Origin of the sequence: Streptomyces nogalater, from assembly GCF_039532885.1 — a bacterium.
GTDB classification, from domain to species: domain Bacteria; phylum Actinomycetota; class Actinomycetes; order Streptomycetales; family Streptomycetaceae; genus Streptomyces; species Streptomyces nogalater.
Genome location: NZ_BAAASM010000004.1, coordinates 26,394 through 42,614, shown reverse-complemented (window position 1 = coordinate 42,614; position 16,221 = coordinate 26,394). Strand labels below are relative to the sequence as shown.

General features: G+C 75.5%; 11 protein-coding genes. 8 read left to right on the top strand and 3 right to left on the bottom strand.

Annotated elements, in window-relative coordinates; all coding sequences use genetic code 11:
* Nucleotides 1-138: 138 nt before the first annotated feature.
* Both ABD350_RS05065 and ABD350_RS05060 read left to right on the top strand, forming a co-directional pair.
* Nucleotides 139-732: a PRC-barrel domain-containing protein gene (locus tag ABD350_RS05065; RefSeq protein WP_382466839.1), complete on the top strand. Its 594-nt coding sequence runs from the start codon at nucleotides 139-141 to the stop codon at nucleotides 730-732.
* On the top strand, nucleotides 729-1,160 hold the full coding sequence (locus tag ABD350_RS05060; RefSeq protein ID WP_344346513.1) for a PRC-barrel domain-containing protein: 432 nt from the start codon (nucleotides 729-731) through the stop codon (nucleotides 1,158-1,160). Before ABD350_RS05065 ends, ABD350_RS05060 begins: the two co-directional genes overlap by 4 nt.
* Before the next feature lie 90 nt (nucleotides 1,161-1,250).
* On the opposite strand, the gene ABD350_RS05055 is transcribed toward ABD350_RS05060, so the two are convergent.
* Genes ABD350_RS05055 through crtI form a run of 3 tightly spaced genes read right to left on the bottom strand, consistent with a single transcriptional unit; the run spans nucleotide 1,251 to nucleotide 4,842 of the window.
* Complete coding sequence (locus tag ABD350_RS05055) at nucleotides 1,251-2,261, bottom strand: DUF5914 domain-containing protein (protein ID WP_344346512.1); 1,011 nt, start codon at nucleotides 2,259-2,261, stop codon at nucleotides 1,251-1,253.
* Nucleotides 2,258-3,280 carry a phytoene/squalene synthase family protein gene (locus tag ABD350_RS05050; protein WP_344346511.1) on the bottom strand — a complete coding sequence of 341 codons (1,023 nt, stop codon included), beginning with the start codon at nucleotides 3,278-3,280 and terminating at the stop codon, nucleotides 2,258-2,260. Before ABD350_RS05050 ends, ABD350_RS05055 begins: the two co-directional genes overlap by 4 nt.
* Nucleotides 3,277-4,842, bottom strand: a complete 1,566-nt coding sequence (crtI, locus tag ABD350_RS05045) for a phytoene desaturase family protein (RefSeq protein WP_344346510.1) — start codon at nucleotides 4,840-4,842, stop codon at nucleotides 3,277-3,279. Before crtI ends, ABD350_RS05050 begins: the two co-directional genes overlap by 4 nt.
* A gap of 893 nt (nucleotides 4,843-5,735) precedes the next feature.
* On the opposite strand from crtI, the gene ABD350_RS05040 reads away from it, so the two are divergent.
* From ABD350_RS05040 to ABD350_RS05015, 6 genes are all read left to right on the top strand, one after another.
* Complete coding sequence (locus tag ABD350_RS05040) at nucleotides 5,736-6,941, top strand: lycopene cyclase family protein (protein ID WP_344346509.1); 1,206 nt, start codon at nucleotides 5,736-5,738, stop codon at nucleotides 6,939-6,941.
* 102 nt (nucleotides 6,942-7,043) lie between these two features.
* Nucleotides 7,044-7,211 (top strand): hypothetical protein, encoded by a 168-nt coding sequence (locus ABD350_RS05035; RefSeq protein ID WP_344346508.1) that lies wholly within the window; start codon nucleotides 7,044-7,046, stop codon nucleotides 7,209-7,211.
* On the top strand, nucleotides 7,208-8,797 hold the full coding sequence (locus ABD350_RS05030; protein WP_344346507.1) for an FAD-dependent oxidoreductase: 1,590 nt from the start codon (nucleotides 7,208-7,210) through the stop codon (nucleotides 8,795-8,797). Before ABD350_RS05035 ends, ABD350_RS05030 begins: the two co-directional genes overlap by 4 nt.
* A gap of 527 nt (nucleotides 8,798-9,324) precedes the next feature.
* Nucleotides 9,325-11,607: an ATP-binding protein gene (locus ABD350_RS05025; RefSeq protein WP_344346506.1), complete on the top strand. Its 2,283-nt coding sequence runs from the start codon at nucleotides 9,325-9,327 to the stop codon at nucleotides 11,605-11,607.
* Nucleotides 11,608-11,795: 188 nt separating this feature from the next.
* A complete protein-coding gene (locus ABD350_RS05020; RefSeq protein WP_344346505.1) occupies nucleotides 11,796-12,857 on the top strand; it encodes an AraC-like ligand-binding domain-containing protein in 1,062 nt (353 codons plus the stop codon).
* A gap of 547 nt (nucleotides 12,858-13,404) precedes the next feature.
* Nucleotides 13,405-16,188, top strand: coding sequence for a helix-turn-helix transcriptional regulator (locus ABD350_RS05015; RefSeq protein ID WP_344346504.1), 2,784 nt, complete (start codon nucleotides 13,405-13,407; stop codon nucleotides 16,186-16,188).
* The last annotated feature ends 33 nt before the right edge of the window (nucleotides 16,189-16,221 follow it).

Genomic DNA, 16,221 nt, shown 5'->3' with positions numbered 1-16,221 from the left:
GGTGATCTTGTTGATCGCGGTGGCGGGGTTGTTCATCGCGGCGGCCGTGGCGGTCCAGGCCAGGCGCCGTAGCGGAACGGTGATCGCGGTGCGTTCGGACCACGGGACCGGCCGGGAGGGTTCGCGGTGATCCCCCTCATGCTCGCCTCCGAACTGACCAAGCGGGTGGTGGTGACACTGGGCGGTGAGGCTGTCGCCCAGATCAGGGACACCGTCTTCGACGCCCGCGCGGGCCGGATCACCGGCTTCACCCTGAGCGGGCGCGGTCTGCTGGCCGGCCCGCTCAAGGAGAGCCTGCCCTTCTCCGCAGTGCACGCCATCGGCCCGTCCGCCGTGATGATCCCCGGTGAAACCGCGCTGGAGACGCGGGAGATGGCCCTGGGAGCCGATGAAGCCGGACAGGGCCAGGTCATCGGCGCCCCCGTGCTCACCGACCAGGGCACGGAGATCGGCACGGTCCTGGATGTCGTGATCGAAGCCGGTGTCAGCGGACGTGTGGTCGGCTTCGAGATCGCCGCCGACGAGAACATGGACCGCCACCGGCGCAAGGCGTTCATCCCGCGCGGAGAGACGCTGGCCGTCTCCGGGCGGGCCCTGGTGGTCCCCGCGCACGCCCGTCACTTCGTCGCCGACGACCTGCCCAGCTTCAGCGCCCAGGTCGAGGCGTTCCGCGCACACACCGCACAGCCGTACCCGGACGGCCCCGCCACCGGAGCAGGAGGACCGGCATGATGATGTTCACTCAGACCCAGGGCCTTCCGGTGATCACCGCCGACGAGGCCGAACCGCTGGGGCGAGTGGAGAGCCTGACCATCGACGCGCACACGAGCAGCATCGCCTGCCTGCGCCTGTCCGGAGCCCCGAGGCATGTCACGGCCATCGCCTGGCACGCGGTCGAGGCGGTGGGACGGGACGCCGTCATCGTGCGCTCCCGTGCCGCCACCGATCCCGGGCAGGGCGGCCTCCCCGCCCACCAAGAGGCTGTGGGCCGCCGGGTCCTGACGGAACACGGCGCCGAGCACGGCACGGTCAAGGACATCGCCTTCGACAACACGACCGGACACATCCACACGCTGTACACGGCTCTCGGCGACATCTCCGGCGACCGCCTCCTCGGCGTCGGCTCCTATGCGGTCGTCGTACGCGCCGAAACCTCCTGACGCGCGCGCCAGTATCCGGCGCTGTAGGCACGCACCGCGTGTTCGGCGGTGTCTCCTCGGTCGGCCCCGGCCCCCGGCCGGCCCGGCCCCTCAGCCTGGGAAGCGGCCCGTCGACCGCAGCGCCCAGCGTCGTTCGGCGTAGGCGAGGTCGTCGCGCCACAGACGGCCCGCCGTGTGCCGCAGCAGTGGGCCGAGCAGCAGGGCGGCCCGGCAGGCGACGGCGAATCCGGGCCGGCCGGAGGTGGCCACGACGGCCTCCACCACCGCGGTACGCGGTCGGCCCAGGGCGTCGGGTCCGAGCGGTGTCGCATGGGTCTCCACGACGGAGCCCTCGCCCTCCCCGGCGGTGATCCGCATGACGACCGTACGCGGTCCGGGGGCCGTGAACTCGGCGCGGACGGGGACGACGATCCGGCCGGCGAGCTTGAAGGAGACGTCGACCGTGAACGCGTCCTCCGTGCCGCCCGGGCCGGGGGCTTCCACGACGGTGAGGTCGGTGAAGCGGTACGGGTGGTACCAGGCCCCGTGCCAGGGGTCGAGGCGGTTGGCGACGATGTCGTCCGGTTCGCAGACGCCCGTCCCGGTGTACACGGCCGTGAGCGCACGGGCCACGGCCGGGCGGGCCGGCACCGGCGGCCCGGCGGTGGGCTCCTCGCCCCCGGCCGCGTCGAGCCGTACCCACAGCAGTACTCCGTCGTCATGGACAGGCCACGGGCTCCAACCGGCGGTCGGACCGCCGTCCAGGGCGAGCCCGTGCCAGTGGCACACCAGGGTGCCGCCGCGCACCGGGCTGTCCACGAGGGGCGCGCCCAGGTGGGGGCAGGCACCGGGCCCGGCCACCGGGCGGCCCCGGCCGTCGCGCCAGAGGACCAGTTCCCGGCCGGCGACCGTGCGGGCCAGCGGCCCGTCCCGGCGCAGCGCGGCGGAGGGGCCCACGACGTACCAGTTGCCGCCCGGCCGGGACCGGGCGCGTTCGAGGGCGCCGGCGATCAGCGCGGGCCGGGCTTCCCGCCAGGTGGGGCGCCGGTGTTCCCCGGCGCGGGAATCACGGCGCAGGCGCAACGGCAGCCGGGTGCGGCGCGGTGGCGGGCCGGGCGTCATGCGACCTCCTCGCGGGAGGCGGCCGGGTACGCCGACAGGTCCGGCCCCGGGGCCGTGGTCGCCCGGTGCCGGGCGGCGAGCCGGGCCGCCGTCACCCGCAGCAGTCCGTCGGCGGCGACGAGGGCGCGGTGTCTGCGCGGCACCGCGGTCCGGCGGTGCAGGACGGCCCAGCGGTCGGCGCGGACCGCGTCGAGGATGCCGCCGTACAGCACGGCCGCCGTGCGGATGCAGGGGCGGGCGACGGGGTCGAGCATGGCGACTCCGGGAGCCGCCCGCCGGTAGGCGGCCCGGGTGAGGGACTCGAAGGCGCGCAGTGCCGCGGTGACCCGGTGGTCGCCGCGTCCGGTGTCCCGGCAGTGCCGCAGCAGTTCGCGGTCGACACCGTGGGCGGCGAGCAGGTCCTGGGGGAGGTAGATCCGGCCGCGGTCGAGGTCCTCGCCGACGTCCCGCAGGAAGTTGGTCAGCTGGAACGCGACGCCCAGTTCGGCGGCGTAGGGCGCGGCCTCCTCCCGGGGCACGACGGTGCCGAGCACCGGGAGCATCTGCAGGCCGATCACCGCGGCCGAGCCGTGCATGTAGGCGCGCAGCGCGCGGTAGTCGGCGTACTCGGTGACCGTCAGATCGCTGCGCATGGAGGCGAGGAAGTCGGCGAAGTGGCGGTGGTCGATGGCGTAGCGCCTGCTGGTGTCGGCGAGGGCGGCGACCACCGGGGCGGCGCACCGGCCGCCCGCCAGGCCGCGGACCAGATCGTCGCCGAGCCGGTCCAGGGCGACGGCCCGCCGTACCGTCTCGTCACCGGCACTGTCACCGGCACCGCGCCCCTGCGCGTCCACGATGTCGTCGGCCCAGCGGGCGAAGCCGTACAGGGCGTGCACCGCGGGGCGCCGGCCGGGGGGCAGCAGGCGGGTGGCGAGGAAGTAGGTGCGGCCGTGCCGGGCGTTCAGGTCGCGGCAGTGGGTGTAGGCGGCGCGCAGGCGTGCGTCGGTGATACCGGCGGCGTCCAGTTCGCGTGCGGTCATGGACGTACTCCTTCCGCGCCCCGGCGCGCTGTGCCGCCCGGCGTGACACGGGTGCGGATGGGCCCGGTGACGCGCGTACGGGCGGGGCCGGCGATGCGCGCGGCGGCCAGCTTCCCGGACAGCAGTACCGGTGGCACCCCCACACCCGGTGTGGTGCCGCAGCCGGCGAGGACGGCGTTGGCGGTGCCGGACACCAGGTTGCGGGGCCGGAACGGCCCGGTCTGGGCGAAGGTGTGCGCGGCGGAGAAGGGCGTGCCCGCGGCATGCCCGTACGCGGTCCAGTCGGCGGGTGTCACCAGGCATTCCTCCTCGATGGCGGACGCGATGCCGGTCAGCCCCCGGCGTTCGAGTTCGCGCAGCAGACTGTCGCGGTAGCGCGGAGCGAGGGCGGACCAGTCGGCGGCGCGCGGCCCGATGTCGGTGTTCGGGCAGGGGGCGAGGACGTAGTGCAGGTGGCGGCCGGGCGGAGCGAGACCGGGGTCGGTCGCGGTGGGCCGGGTGATCAGCAGGGAGGGGTCGCTCATCAGCTCGCCGGTCTTGGTCAGTTGACGGAAGGTACGCCGCCAGGCATGCCCGAAGGACAGGGTGTGGTGGGCCAGTTCCGGCCAGGTGCGGTCGCAGCCGGCGTGCAGGACCACCGCGGACGGTGCATGCCGCAACCGCGCCGGGCGGCGGGGGGCGCGGCCCAGCAGGCGGTAGGTCACCGGCAGGTCGGGGGTGAGCACGACCGCGTCACAGGAGATGCGCCGGTCGTCGGTCACCACAGCGGTGACGCGCTCGCCGGAACGCTCCAGGCGGGTGACCCGCTGCCCGTAGTGGAACTCCGCCCCGGCCTCGGCCGCGGTGTCGGCCATCGCCCGGGGCAGCGCGTGCATGCCGCCGCGCGGGAAGTACACCCCGGCGACGGTGTCCATGTAGGCGATCACCGCGTAGGCGGCCAGGGCCCGTTCGGGCGGGACGCCCGCGTACAGGGCCTGGAAGGTGAAGACGCGGCGCAGTCGCTCGTCGCGCAGGTGGCGGGCGACCCGGGCCTCCCAGCGGCCGAAGCCGCCGAGTGCGGCGAGCCGCAGCAGGCCGGGGGTGAGCAGGGACAGCGGCGAGTCGAAGTCGGCGTCCAGGAACCGGCCCCGCTCGGCCCGGTACAGGGCGTGCAGCCAGTGCCGCAGCCGGCGGTAGCCGACGGCGTCGGTGCGGGTGGCGAACCGTTCGATCTCCGCCTCCATCGCCGCCGGGTCGGTGTGTACGTCGAGGGTGCTGCCGTCGGCGAAGCGCGCCCGGTAGGCGGGGTGCAGCCGGATCAGTTCGACGCGGTCGCGCAGTGCGGCGCCGACCGCGGCGAACGCCTCGTCGGCGATGTCGGGCATGGTGAGCACGGTGGGGCCGGTGTCGATCCGGTAACCCCCCAGCTCCAGACGTCCGGCCCGGCCACCGGGCCCGGGGTGCCGTTCCACCACGGTGACCCGGCGGCCGGCCCCGAGCAGGTGCAGGGCGGCGGACAGACCGGCCAGACCGGCGCCCACCACCACGACGTGATCGGTGGGTCCGGGAATCCGCCGGGTCACCGGCCCGCCCCCGGCCTTCCGGCAACCGCGAGAACCACGAGCGACGGCCCGCCCGCGCGGCCCCGCCCCCAGCGGGCCTGGTGGGACACATAGGGCCCGTGGGACCGGCGGGACAGGCGCCGCCCGCGCGGCCCGCCAACCCCGGTCGGACCCGCACCCGCCGGAACTACGGCTTGCGACTCCCTACCTGCCGGGGCCACTGCGCCCGGCGCGGTACGCACCCGTCCCGCCGCTCCCGACTCAGTACGCGCCAAGACCACTGCCCCCGGCTCCGAACCCGCCAGGCCCGCTGCCCCCAACTCGATACGCGCCAAGACCCCTGTTCCCGGCTCTGTACCTGCCCGGGCCGCTGTTCCCGGCCGTGGCAGGTCTTCGCCGACGGGACACGGGCATCGTCGCGCCGGCCGGGCGGTGGGCGCGGCGGTGGGGTGGAGGAACGGCCGATCAGGCCCGCGGCGGCCGGTGGGCAGCGCCCGTGGATCCCGGACGGCGCGGTACGGGATGCCGGCGTCAACGGCCCGGTGGTCCTGCGGGCGGACTGCCGGGCGAACCGCCTCCCCGGTCTTCCGACGGCCGCCCACAGCAAACCGCCGGCACGCCGAGGACGCCGTGGGACGGCCTGCCCCTTGGAAGGAACACATCGCGGAGTCCTCCCGGTCTCCGGGGGCGCCGGGCTTCCGGCCGGCGCTCGCACCCTTGTCGTAGGTCACGTGTCACTCATTCCGCGCGGGCGACCGCGCGGAATGCGCCGTCCGGGGGACATGCCGGCACCTTGGGCGCCCACACGTCCGACACGCTCCCGCTTCCGTCCCCCACGGCAGGAGGACGGGAAGACTTGGCCGACCGGACCTGAACAGATCGCACAGATTCGGATCGGATGCGAAGGGAGCGCCGTGGACGTGGAGTCGGACGTGGCCGTGGTGGGCGCCGGGGCCGCCGGGTTGTCCCTGGCCCTGCGGCTGGCCCGGCCACCCGCGGGCGCGCGCCCGGTGACGGCCGTGCTGCTGGCGGCACCACCGGGTCCCCTCCGGGCCCCCGAACGCACCTGGTGTTACTGGGAGGAGGGCAGCGGACCGTACGACGAAGCGCTGACCGCCTCCTGGCGGCGGCTGCGGGTACGGTCCGGCGACGGCCGCACGCTGGACGCCGCCATCGCGCCGCTGCGCTACAAGATGCTGCGCTCCGGCGCCTTCGAGGAACTCGTCGGCGGATTGATCGCGGGCAACCGGTGGGTGACGGTCGTCGAGGCGGTGGCCGAACGGGTCGAGACCACGCCGTACGGGGCGCTGGTGCACGGCCGGGGAGCGGGTGGCGACCGGGTGAACGTCAGGGCCCGGTGGGTGTTCGACTCCCGGCCGCCGACGCGTCTGCCGCCCGCCCGTACGACGCTGTTGCAGCACTTCCGCGGCTGGTTCGTGCGTACCCGTCACCCCGTGTTCGATCCCACGGCCGTCGAGTTCATGGACTTCCGCACCCCGCAGCCGGCCCACGGCCTGTCGTTCGGGTACGTCCTGCCGACCGGCCCGTGCGAGGCGCTGGTCGAGTACACGGAGTTCTCCCGCCGGGTGTGCGACCGCGAGGCGTACGACCGGGCGCTGCGCCACTACACCGAGCGGGTGCTGGGAGCCGGGGACCATGAGATCACCGGCTGCGAACAGGGCGTGATCCCGATGACGGACGCCGCCTTCCCCCGGCAGGCCACCGCCCGGGTGTTCCGGATCGGTGCGGCGGCGGGCGCCACCCGGCCCGCGACGGGCTTCACCTTCAGCGCCGTACAGCGCCAGACCGCGGCCGTGGCCGCCGCGCTGCACGCCGGCCGCCGCCCCCTGCCGCCGCGCGCGTACGCGTTGCGCCCCCGGCTCTTGGACGCCGTGCTGCTGCACGCCCTCGACCGCGGCCGAGTGGACGGCCCGGACTTCTTCACCCGTCTGTTCGCCCGGGTGCCCGCTCCTCGTCTGCTGCGCTTCCTGGACGGGCACACCAGCCTTGCCGAGGACCTGTCCATCGGTCTATGCGTGCCCGTCGCCGCGATGCTCGGTTCGGCGCTCGCCCTGCCGTTCACCGCGCGCCGCAGCACGCCCGCCGTCCGACGCCCGTAGCCTCACCGCCGGGCGCCCGGAACACCTGCGATGCCTGGAATACCTGGAACACCCGGAGCGCCACCGCCCGTTGCCGCTGCCCGACGACCATACGGAGATGGCATGCCCGTGCTGTGCGACACCACCGGCCCGAACGCCGTACTCGCCGAGGTCCCCCGACTGCCGGGGACGGCCCAAGGGACGACGCCGCCGTTGCCGGGCCGGCGGGGCGGCGGCGCCCGCACCGCCGTCGCCGGGCACCCGGCCGCCACCGGGGCGGCGGAACGATGACGGGCCTCCCGCGGCCGGCCGGACGCGGCGCGCACACACCACCCGGCCGGGACCGGCTGGCCCGCCGGCTGCCCGCGCCGGCCGGAGCCGACCGGGCCGAGGGGCCCACGGCGCCTCGCGTGGCGGTCGTCGGCGGCGGCATCGCCGGACTGACCGCCACCACCGCCCTGGCCGAGCGCGGTGTACGGGTCACCCTGTACGAGCGCGAGGCGCAGCTCGGCGGCCGCCTGGCCGGCTGGCCCACCCGGCTGGCCGACGGCTCGACGGTGACGATGAGCCGGGGTTTCCACGCTTTCTTCCACCAGTACTACAACCTGCGGGCCTTGCTGCGCCGCACCGATCCCGCCCTGTCCCGTCTGACCGGCCTGCGCGACTACCCGCTGCGGCACGGCGACGGCCGGCAGGACGGCTTCCGGCGGGTGCCGCGCACTCCGCCGCTGAGCGCGCTGGCCTTCATGGCGCTCAGCGACTCCTTCCGCCCGCGCGACCTGGCCCGGATGCGCCCGCGCGCGGCGCTGCCGCTGTTCGACGTGCGGGTGCCCGAGGTGTACGACCGGCTCGATCACGTCAGCGCCCACGACCACCTGGAGGCGATCCGCTTCCCGCCTGCCGCACGGCACCTGGCCTTCGAGGTGTTCTCCCGCAGCTTCTTCGCCGACCCCAGGCGGTTGTCGGCCGCGGAGATGGCGCTGATGTTCCACGTCTACTTCCTCGGCTCGGCCGAGGGCCTGCTGTTCGAGGTGGTCCGGGAGCCGTTCCCGCAAGCGCTGTGGGACCCGCTCGCCGCTCGGCTGGTCCGCCTCGGCGCACGGGTACGCACCGGCACGCCCGTGGAGGAGGTCATGGTTCTCCCCGGCGGCGGCTTCACGGTGGCCGCCGCCGGTGCCGGCGCGGGTGCCGAGGAGTCGTACGACGCCGTCGTGCTCGCTCTCGACCCGGCGGCCCTGCGCGCGCTGGCGGCCCGTTCCCCCGGCCTCGGTGACACGGCGTGGCGGGAGCGCGTGGCCGGGCTGCGTACGGCTCCGCCCTTCCTGGTCTCCCGTCTGTGGCTGGACCGGCCCGTGCGAGCCGACCGCCCCGGCTTCCTCGGCACCAGCGGGTACGGCGCGCTGGACAACGTCAGCGTGCCGAGCGGCTGGGAGGGCGAGGCCGCCCGCTGGGCCGCTCGTACCGGTGGCGCGGTGGTGGAACTGCACGCCTACGCCCTGCCCGAGGACGCCGACCGGGCGACCACCGAGCGGGAACTGCTCGGCGCGCTGCGCCGGTTGTATCCGGAGACGAGCCGGGCCAGGGTGGTCGATGCCCGGCACCTGTGGCGCGCCGACTGCCCCCTGTTCCCGGTCGGCGGCTACTCCGCCCGGCCGACGGTGGACACCACGACGCCCGGTCTGGTCCTCGCGGGCGACGCGGTCCGTACCGGCCTGCCGGTGGCGCTGATGGAGTGCGCGGCCACCAGCGGCTTCCTCGCCGCCAACTCCCTGCTGCGCCGGTGGGGTCTGCGCGGCCACGCCCTCTGGACGGTGCCCACCCGGGGCCGCACGGCCGTCCTGCGCTGGGCGGCCGCACTGGCCGGGGGCGGTCGGTGACGGCACCCACCGTCGTCACCATGGACGGCCTGAAGGGCGGGGACCGACCTACGGACCGTGCGGGGTCGGCCGGCGGCGGTCGCGCCGGCGTCCGGTGCCGGTCCTGGCGTCGGGGCCGAACACCGCGCTGCCTCGCTCGTACACCACGGCCGGGTGCGGTCCGATGTCGATGGTGCCGAGGGCGGCGGCCGGGCGGCCAGGCGATGACGCTGACCGTGCCCGTGGTGGCGCCGGTCTTCGGGGCGGCCGGCACCTGGGAGCCGTAGGAGGTGAGCGTGGCCTCCCCGGCCGCCACGGGCCGTCCGCCCTCGTCGCCGACACGCAGCCGGCCGCCGGCTTCGCCGGACCGTCCCGGTCGCCGCGCCGAGGGCGACGGCCCGGCTCTCGGCGCCCTCGACGCGGTTCTCGACGCCCTCGCCGAGGCGGGTCCTCCCCCGCTCGGCGCCCCCGGCGGCCTCCCTTGATCAAGTTCACCTGACCATCTACTACAATGTTCAAATAATAAGGTGGTTGTGGAGGGGACGGGAATGTCCACACAAGAGGCGTTCGGGTCGCTGCTGCGAGAGCTGCGGCTGGCGAAGTCGCTGACGATCGAGGCATTGGCCGACGCGTCCGGCGTCAGCGTGCGCGGCATCGGCGACCTGGAGCGCGGGCGCCGGGCCGCTCCACAGCGGCGGACGGTCGCCGCGCTCGCCGACGGGCTCGGACTCGACGACACCGAACGCGAGAGGCTGCTCGTCGCCGCCCGGGCCGGCCGCAGCCCCGCATACAGCCCTGTCGGGGTGCGGTCCTTCCCCCGCGGCGCCGAGGATTTCGTCGGCCGCGCGGACGAACTGGCGGAACTGGACAAACTCGCCGGAGGCGCCCCGGACGACGACAGCGGTGCGGACCCGGGGGCCGCGGCCGCCCGGCCCGTCGTCATCGTCGTCCACGGCGCGCCCGGAACCGGCAAGACCACCCTCGCCCTGCGTGCCGCCCGCGAGCTGGCCGACCGCTTCCCGGACGGCCAGCTCATGGTGGACCTGCGGGGCACCGACGACACCCCGCCCGCCGTCTCGGAGCTGATGGTCCGGGTCCTCAAGGCCTTCGGCGTGCCCGACCGTGACCTGGCCAAGTCCGGTCCGCAGGCCCATCCGGCCCTCTACCGGCAGATCCTCGCCGACCGCCGCTGCCTGCTGGTGCTCGACAACGCCCGCGACGAGGCACAGGTACGCCCGCTGCTGCCGGGCTCGGGCCGCACGCTGGTCATGGTGACCAGCCGCCGTCTGCTCACCGGTCTCGACGCCGTGCACCGCCTGCCGCTCGGCCGGCTGGACGCGGCGGAGTCGGCCGCCTTCCTCACCTCACTCGTCGGAGAGGAGCGCGTGGCGGCCGAACCGGAGGCCCTGAAGGAGGTCGCCCGGCTGTGCGAACACCTGCCGCTCGCCCTCAGAGTGGCCGGCAACTGGCTCGCGACACGCACCGGCTGGAGCCTGAGCCGGCTCGCGGACCGGCTGGCGCACGAGGAACGCCGGCTGGACGCGCTGTCCGCGGGCGACGTGCGGGTGGCGAGCGCCTTCGACCTGTCCTACCGCCAGCTCACCCCCAACGCCGCCCGCATGTTCCGGCGCCTGTCGCTGATCCCCGGCCCCGACACGGGCGCCGCCTGCGCCGCCCACCTCACCGGCCAGGACCTCTACGACACCGAGGACACCCTGGAGGAACTGGTCGAGGCCGGCCTGCTCGGCGCCACCGGGGACCGCTACCGGCTGCACGACCTGCTGTGCCTGTACGGCCGTACCCGGCTCACCGCCGAGGACAGCGCCGAGGACGTCGAACGGGCCCGCCGCTCGATGTTCCGCTGGCTGCTCCAGACGGCGGTCGTGGCCGGCCGGTGGTACGAACCCGACCACGGCGCACCGCCGCCCACCTGGCAGGGCACCGTGGACCTCTCCAGCGCCGACAAGGCCCGCGAGTGGCTCCAGGCCGAAGCCCCCAACTGGCTGGCCGCCCTGCACGCCGCCGCCGCGGACGGCGACCACGCGACCGTCGTCGAGGTCGCCGAGTCCCTGCACTGGTTCTCCGACCAGTGGATCTTCTGGGGGCACTGGCCGGAGGTCTTCGCCACCGCCGTCCGCTCCGCCGAGGCGCTCGGCGACCCACTCGTGGAAGCCACCCAGCTCAACTACTACGCCTGGGCCGTCCTGCTGTGCGAGGGCAGACCCCGGGACAGCCTGGAGTACTCGGCCCGCGCGCTCGCGGCGGCCCGGCGGGCAGGCGACCTTCTCCAGCAGGCATGGGCGCACCAGTACGCCGCCTGGGCCCACCACCTGCTCGGCGACACCGGCCCGGCGTTCGACGACAGCTCCCGCGCCATCGCCCTGTTCGACGCCGCCGGAGACCTGACCGGCATGCTCCAGGCGCTCCTCGGACGTGCCTGGGAGCAGGAGGCCGAGAGCGGTGAGGCAGCGATCGAGACGTACCAGCAGATCCTGGCCCGGCTCGATAAGGTTGGTGTCCGTCTGGAACCGCACATCGCCGCCGTCACCCGCGCCAACGCCCTGGCGGGCCTCGGCCGCACCTACGCCCGCATGGGCCGCTGGGACGAAGGCGTACGGCACCTGCGGACCTCCGTGGAACTGTGCCGCACCGACGGCAACATCGCCCTGGAGAGCCGCTACCTCCGCTCCCTCGGTGACGTACTCCTCGACGCCGGCCGCGTCGCCGAGGCCCGGGAGGCGTTCACGCGCTGCATCGCCGTCGGTCCCGGAGCCGACCCGGAACACGTCGCCAGGGCCCGCTCCCGGCTCGCCCGCCTGGACACACCCTGACCAGGACCACCGCCCCGCGAAGGCGGCCTGGCCACCCTATGTGCGCACCCCCGGACCGACTTGCCTCTGCGCGCACAGTGCTGTTCCCCGCGCGCACATCCCCGCGCCACCTCTTTCTGCCTGGAGAGTGCCTGGTGCGCGGCACGGCCCGTTGGTTGGTTGGTACGGAGAAGAGAGAGGAGAGCCAGGTGGACCTCGTGCTGTCGACGGACACGGTGCCCGTGGCGGACAGAATCGGCCGGTGGCGGGCCGCCCTCGCCTCGACCCTGACCCCGATGGCCGTGGCACCCCGCGACAGCGGCCCCTTCACCGGCCGGGTCGCCGGCGGCCGCCTCGGGCACCTGCCGGTCTGTTCCCTCGACGCCGACGCCCAGCGCGTCGGCCGGAGCGGGCCGGGCGATCCGTGCGTGGCGGTGCTGGTGCTGACGGCCGGCACGGTGACGCTGATCCAGGACGGCCGCAGCGCCGTGGCCGGCGCCGGCGACCTCCTGGTCTACGACGCGGCGCGGCCGTACACCCTGGACTTCCCCGAGCGGTTCGCCTGTCACGTCGTCCATCTGCCCCGCCGCGGTCTGGACGTGTCCGACGAGGAGCTGCGCGCGGTCACGGTGACCGCCGTCAGCGGGGCGGACGGGATCGGCGCGATCCTCGGCCCCTTCCTCACCCGGCTCCTCGACCCGGCGGATTCCTACGGCCCCGCCGTCGCGGCACGGCTCGCGGCCGGCGTGGAGGACCTCTTCGCCACGCTGGTGGCCGAGCGCGGACCGGCCGGCGGTGTCGACAGCGGACGCGGCGAACTCGTCCTGCGCATCCGCGACCACATCGACCGCCATCTGGAGAACCCCGGGCTGACACCCGAGACGGTGGCGACGGCCCACCACATCTCCGTGCGCTATCTGCACCGGCTGTTCGAGGAGGAGGGCATCACGGTCGCCCGGCTCGTCCAGCGCCGCCGGCTGGAGGAGTGCGCGCGGGAACTGTCCCGCGGCCGGTCCGCACCCGCCGTGGCGGTGGTGGCGCACCGCTGGGGCTTCACCAACCCGGCCCACTTCAGCCGGGCCTTCCGCCGGGCGTACGGGCACTCGCCGCGCGAATGGCGGCAGTTGAGCATGGCGGGCGGGACGCCGACGGCGGTCCGGACGGCGAGCGAGGCGTACGGTGCCCCCTCCCGGGTCGCCGCCACCGCACCGGCGGGCGGCACCGGGCACACCGCCCCCGGTGCCGCCCGGGACACCTCCCGTGCGGCCTGACGGCACCCCGCCGGGGGAGACGACGGACAGGACGGGCGGGACGGCCGCGGTGCCCCCGGGGGGCGTCGCGCCATCGACCGGAGCGCCTGGAGGATCCCGGCCGCGCCCGGAGACTTCTGTGCCGCCGGGCGGGACGGCCGTGCCGCCTCCGCGCACCGCCGCGCCGTCGCCCGGGACGTCCGGGACGCCCTCTCTGCCTCCGCACGCCATCCCCGCGGCGGCCGGGACGGCGGTGGTGTTCCCGCACGCCGTTCCGGTGCGGCCCGCGTCGGTCTCCGCGGGGCGCTCCGCACAGGCCGGTCCGGCCGGCAGCGCCCTCCCGGCAGGGCACTCCGTCGAGGTGGGCCCGGCCGACGGCCCGATCCCGGTGGGACGCCCCGTCGAGGTGGGTCCGGCCGGCAGGCCGGTCCCGGCGGGGCACGCCGTCGAAGCCGGTCCGGCCGACGGCCCGATCCCGGTGGAACGCTCCGTAGAGGCAGGTGCGGCCGACAGCCCGATCCCGGTGGGACACTCCACAGAGGTGGGCCCGGCTGAGGGAGTGATCCCGGTGGGACGGTCCGTCGAGGCCGGTGTGGCCGACAGGCCTCCGGTGGTGGACCATCCGGTCCTGGACCGCCCCGCGCTCGCCGGGCGGGGGCCCGAGCAGGCCCTGCTGCGGCGCGTGCTGGACGGCGCCCGGGCGGGCAGCGGTGGCACGGGCACCCTCTTGCAGGGCGCGCCCGGCCTCGGCAAGACGGCGCTGCTGGACTGGGCTCACGACGAGGCGCGCGCCCGGGGCTTCACCGTGCTGCGCGCGGTGGGCTCCGAGGCCGAGGCCGGTGTGGCGTTCGGCGCGCTGCACCAGCTGCTGTGGCCGCTGACGGATCGTATGCGCGCCCTGCCCGAACCGCAGCGGCGGGCCCTGGCCTTCGCCCTCGGGGAGGCCCCGGAACCGGTACCGGGCGGCTTCCTGGTGGGCGCCGCCGTGCTGGCGCTCCTGGCGGGCGAGGCGCGGATGCGGCCGGTGCTGGTCCTCGTGGACGACCTGCAATGGGTGGACTCCTCCAGCGCGGCCGTGTTCGCGTTCCTGCAGCGCAGAACCGCCGAGGTGCCGCTGGCCTTCGTCAGCGCCGGCCGCCCCGAGGGGACCACGACCGAGGGCAGGCCCGGCACCGTCGTCGACCTGGCCGCACTGGACGGCGAGGACGCCCGCGCCCTGCTGCGCACCCGGCACCCGCACCTGGCGGTCATCACGGCCGACCGCATCCTCCAGGAAGCGGCCGGCAACCCGCTGGCGCTGGTCGAACTGCCCGTCCACCTCCATCCCGACCAGGCCCGCGGCGTGATGCCGTTGCCGAGAAGGTTCCCGCTCGGACACCGGCTGGAGCGGCTGTTCGCGCCCCGCCTGGACCGTCTGTCCGGCGAGGCCGTCCACGTACTGCTGTACGCGGCCCTGGGCGGCACGACGGCGAGCTGGGTGACTCCCGCCCTGCTGGACGGTCTCGACGCACGGCGCGCCGACGAGGTGCTCGACGAGATCGAGACCAGCGGTCTGGCCCGCCTGGAGTCGGACGGCCGGCTCACCTTCCGGCATCCCCTGGTGCGCGGGGCCGTCGTCGCCCGGGCCTCCGGGCCCGAACGGCGGGCCGCCCACCGCCGGCTCGCCGCCGCCCTGCCGCACGACGATCCGCGGGCGCTCGGCCACGAGGCGGACGCGACCGTCCTGCCCGACGAAGCGCTCGCCGGCCGGCTGCAGGAGGCCGGGCGCCGGCTCGCGCTGCGCGGCGGCGACGCCGAGGGCGCTCTCCTGCTGCACCGCGCGGCCGCCCTGAGCACCCATGCGGGAGCCCGTGCGCGCCGCCTGACCTGGGCCGCCGCCATGGCCGCACGCGGCGGACGGCTGCCGTACGCGGCGAAACTCGTCGAGGAGCTGCGCCGCGCGCCGGTCCCCGCCGACAGCGCGCCGCTGTACGCCTATGCCGTCGTCTACGTCGACCAGAGCCACCACGTCGACTTCGAGTCGTCCTTCACCCTGCTCCCACAGGCCCTCGACGCCCTGTCCGAGGCCGGTGCGGGCGCGAGCCCGTTCGCCGACCTCGCCGAACAGATGTACTTCAAGCTGCTGCTGGCAACGGTGTACACCTCCGACACGCGCGGCTGGGCCGCCCTGCGCGCCCACCGGCACCAAGTCTCCGAACTGGCCGACCTGTGCCGCCGGGCCTGGTCCGACCCCGCCCGCACCGCGCACGGCACGGGCGGCGAACTGCGCGCGATGGCCGCCACGATGAGCCAGGAGCAGCAGGCCGGGGCGGCGTGGCTGCTGCTGTGGACCGCCTCCGCGGTGGACATGGCCGACGCGTCCCTGTGGCGCCGTTTCCTCGGTCAGCACGCCTACGCCACCCAGGGCAGCATCGCGAAGGCCGGCGGGTACCAGAACTACCTCCGGGGGCACTGGGACCAGGCGGAGGTGTGCCTGCGCGAGGCCGAGGCGGCCGACGCCCTCGGCTACCACTGCAACGCCCTGCTCTTCCGGCACCACTACGCCCATTTCCTCGCCGGACGCGGCGACGAGGAAGGCCTGCTCGCGGTGGACCGCGCCATCCGGCCGCTCGCCGAACGCGTGCGGATGAAGTTCGTGACGGACCATCTCACCCATCTGCGGGCCCTGGCCGCCCTCGGCCACGGCCGTGACGAGGAGGCGTACACCGCCCTGGCCGGTCTGACCCCGCCCGGCGTCCTGCCGCCCGGCCTGCCGTGGTTCCACCTGCCGTTCTTCGACTTCGTGGACGCGGCGCTGCGCACCGGGCGGACCGCGCAGGCACGGGCGCACGTGGCGGCGGGCGACGCGGCGCGCATGGGCGACATCTCCCCGCACCACGCGTTCCTGCTGGCCGCCGCCCGCGCGCTCGCCGCCGCGGACGAGGAGGCCGACGCGCTCTACGAGGCGGCGTACGCCGTGCCCGGCGCCGACGGGTGGGTGTTCGAACTGGCCCGGCTGCGGCTGGCGCACGGCACCTGGCTGCGCGACCACCGCCGCCCGCGGGCCCCGAAGGTCCTCCGGCAGGCCCTGGAGACCTTCCGCGCCCTGGGCGCCGCCCCCTGGGCCGAGCGGGCCGAACGCGCGCTGCGGTCCGCCGCCGCCCGGCCGGGCGGCGGCGGTGGCCTCTCGCTCACGGCGCAGGAGCTGCGCATCGCCCAGCTCGCGGCGGACGGGCTCACCAACAAGGAGATCGGCATCAGGCTGAGCCTGTCCCCGCGCACCGTCGGCGGACATCTGGCGAAGATCTTCCCCAAGCTGGGCATCGCCTCCCGCGCCGCCCTGGCACGCGCTCTGGAGCGAAGCACGCCGTAGGCGGCTCGGCCCGACCGGCGTACGGAGCGCCGT

Coding starts and splice junctions, on each gene's coding strand:
- ABD350_RS05065 (WP_382466839.1), top strand. CDS start 139: ATGCTCGCCTCCGAACTGACCAAGCGGGTGGTGGTGACACTGGGCGGT.
- ABD350_RS05055 (WP_344346512.1), bottom strand. CDS start 2,261: ATGACGCCCGGCCCGCCACCGCGCCGCACCCGGCTGCCGTTGCGCCTG.
- ABD350_RS05030 (WP_344346507.1), top strand. CDS start 7,208: ATGACGGGCCTCCCGCGGCCGGCCGGACGCGGCGCGCACACACCACCC.
- ABD350_RS05025 (WP_344346506.1), top strand. CDS start 9,325: ATGTCCACACAAGAGGCGTTCGGGTCGCTGCTGCGAGAGCTGCGGCTG.
- ABD350_RS05060 (WP_344346513.1), top strand. CDS start 729: ATGATGATGTTCACTCAGACCCAGGGCCTTCCGGTGATCACCGCCGAC.
- ABD350_RS05035 (WP_344346508.1), top strand. CDS start 7,044: ATGCCCGTGCTGTGCGACACCACCGGCCCGAACGCCGTACTCGCCGAG.
- ABD350_RS05050 (WP_344346511.1), bottom strand. CDS start 3,280: ATGACCGCACGCGAACTGGACGCCGCCGGTATCACCGACGCACGCCTG.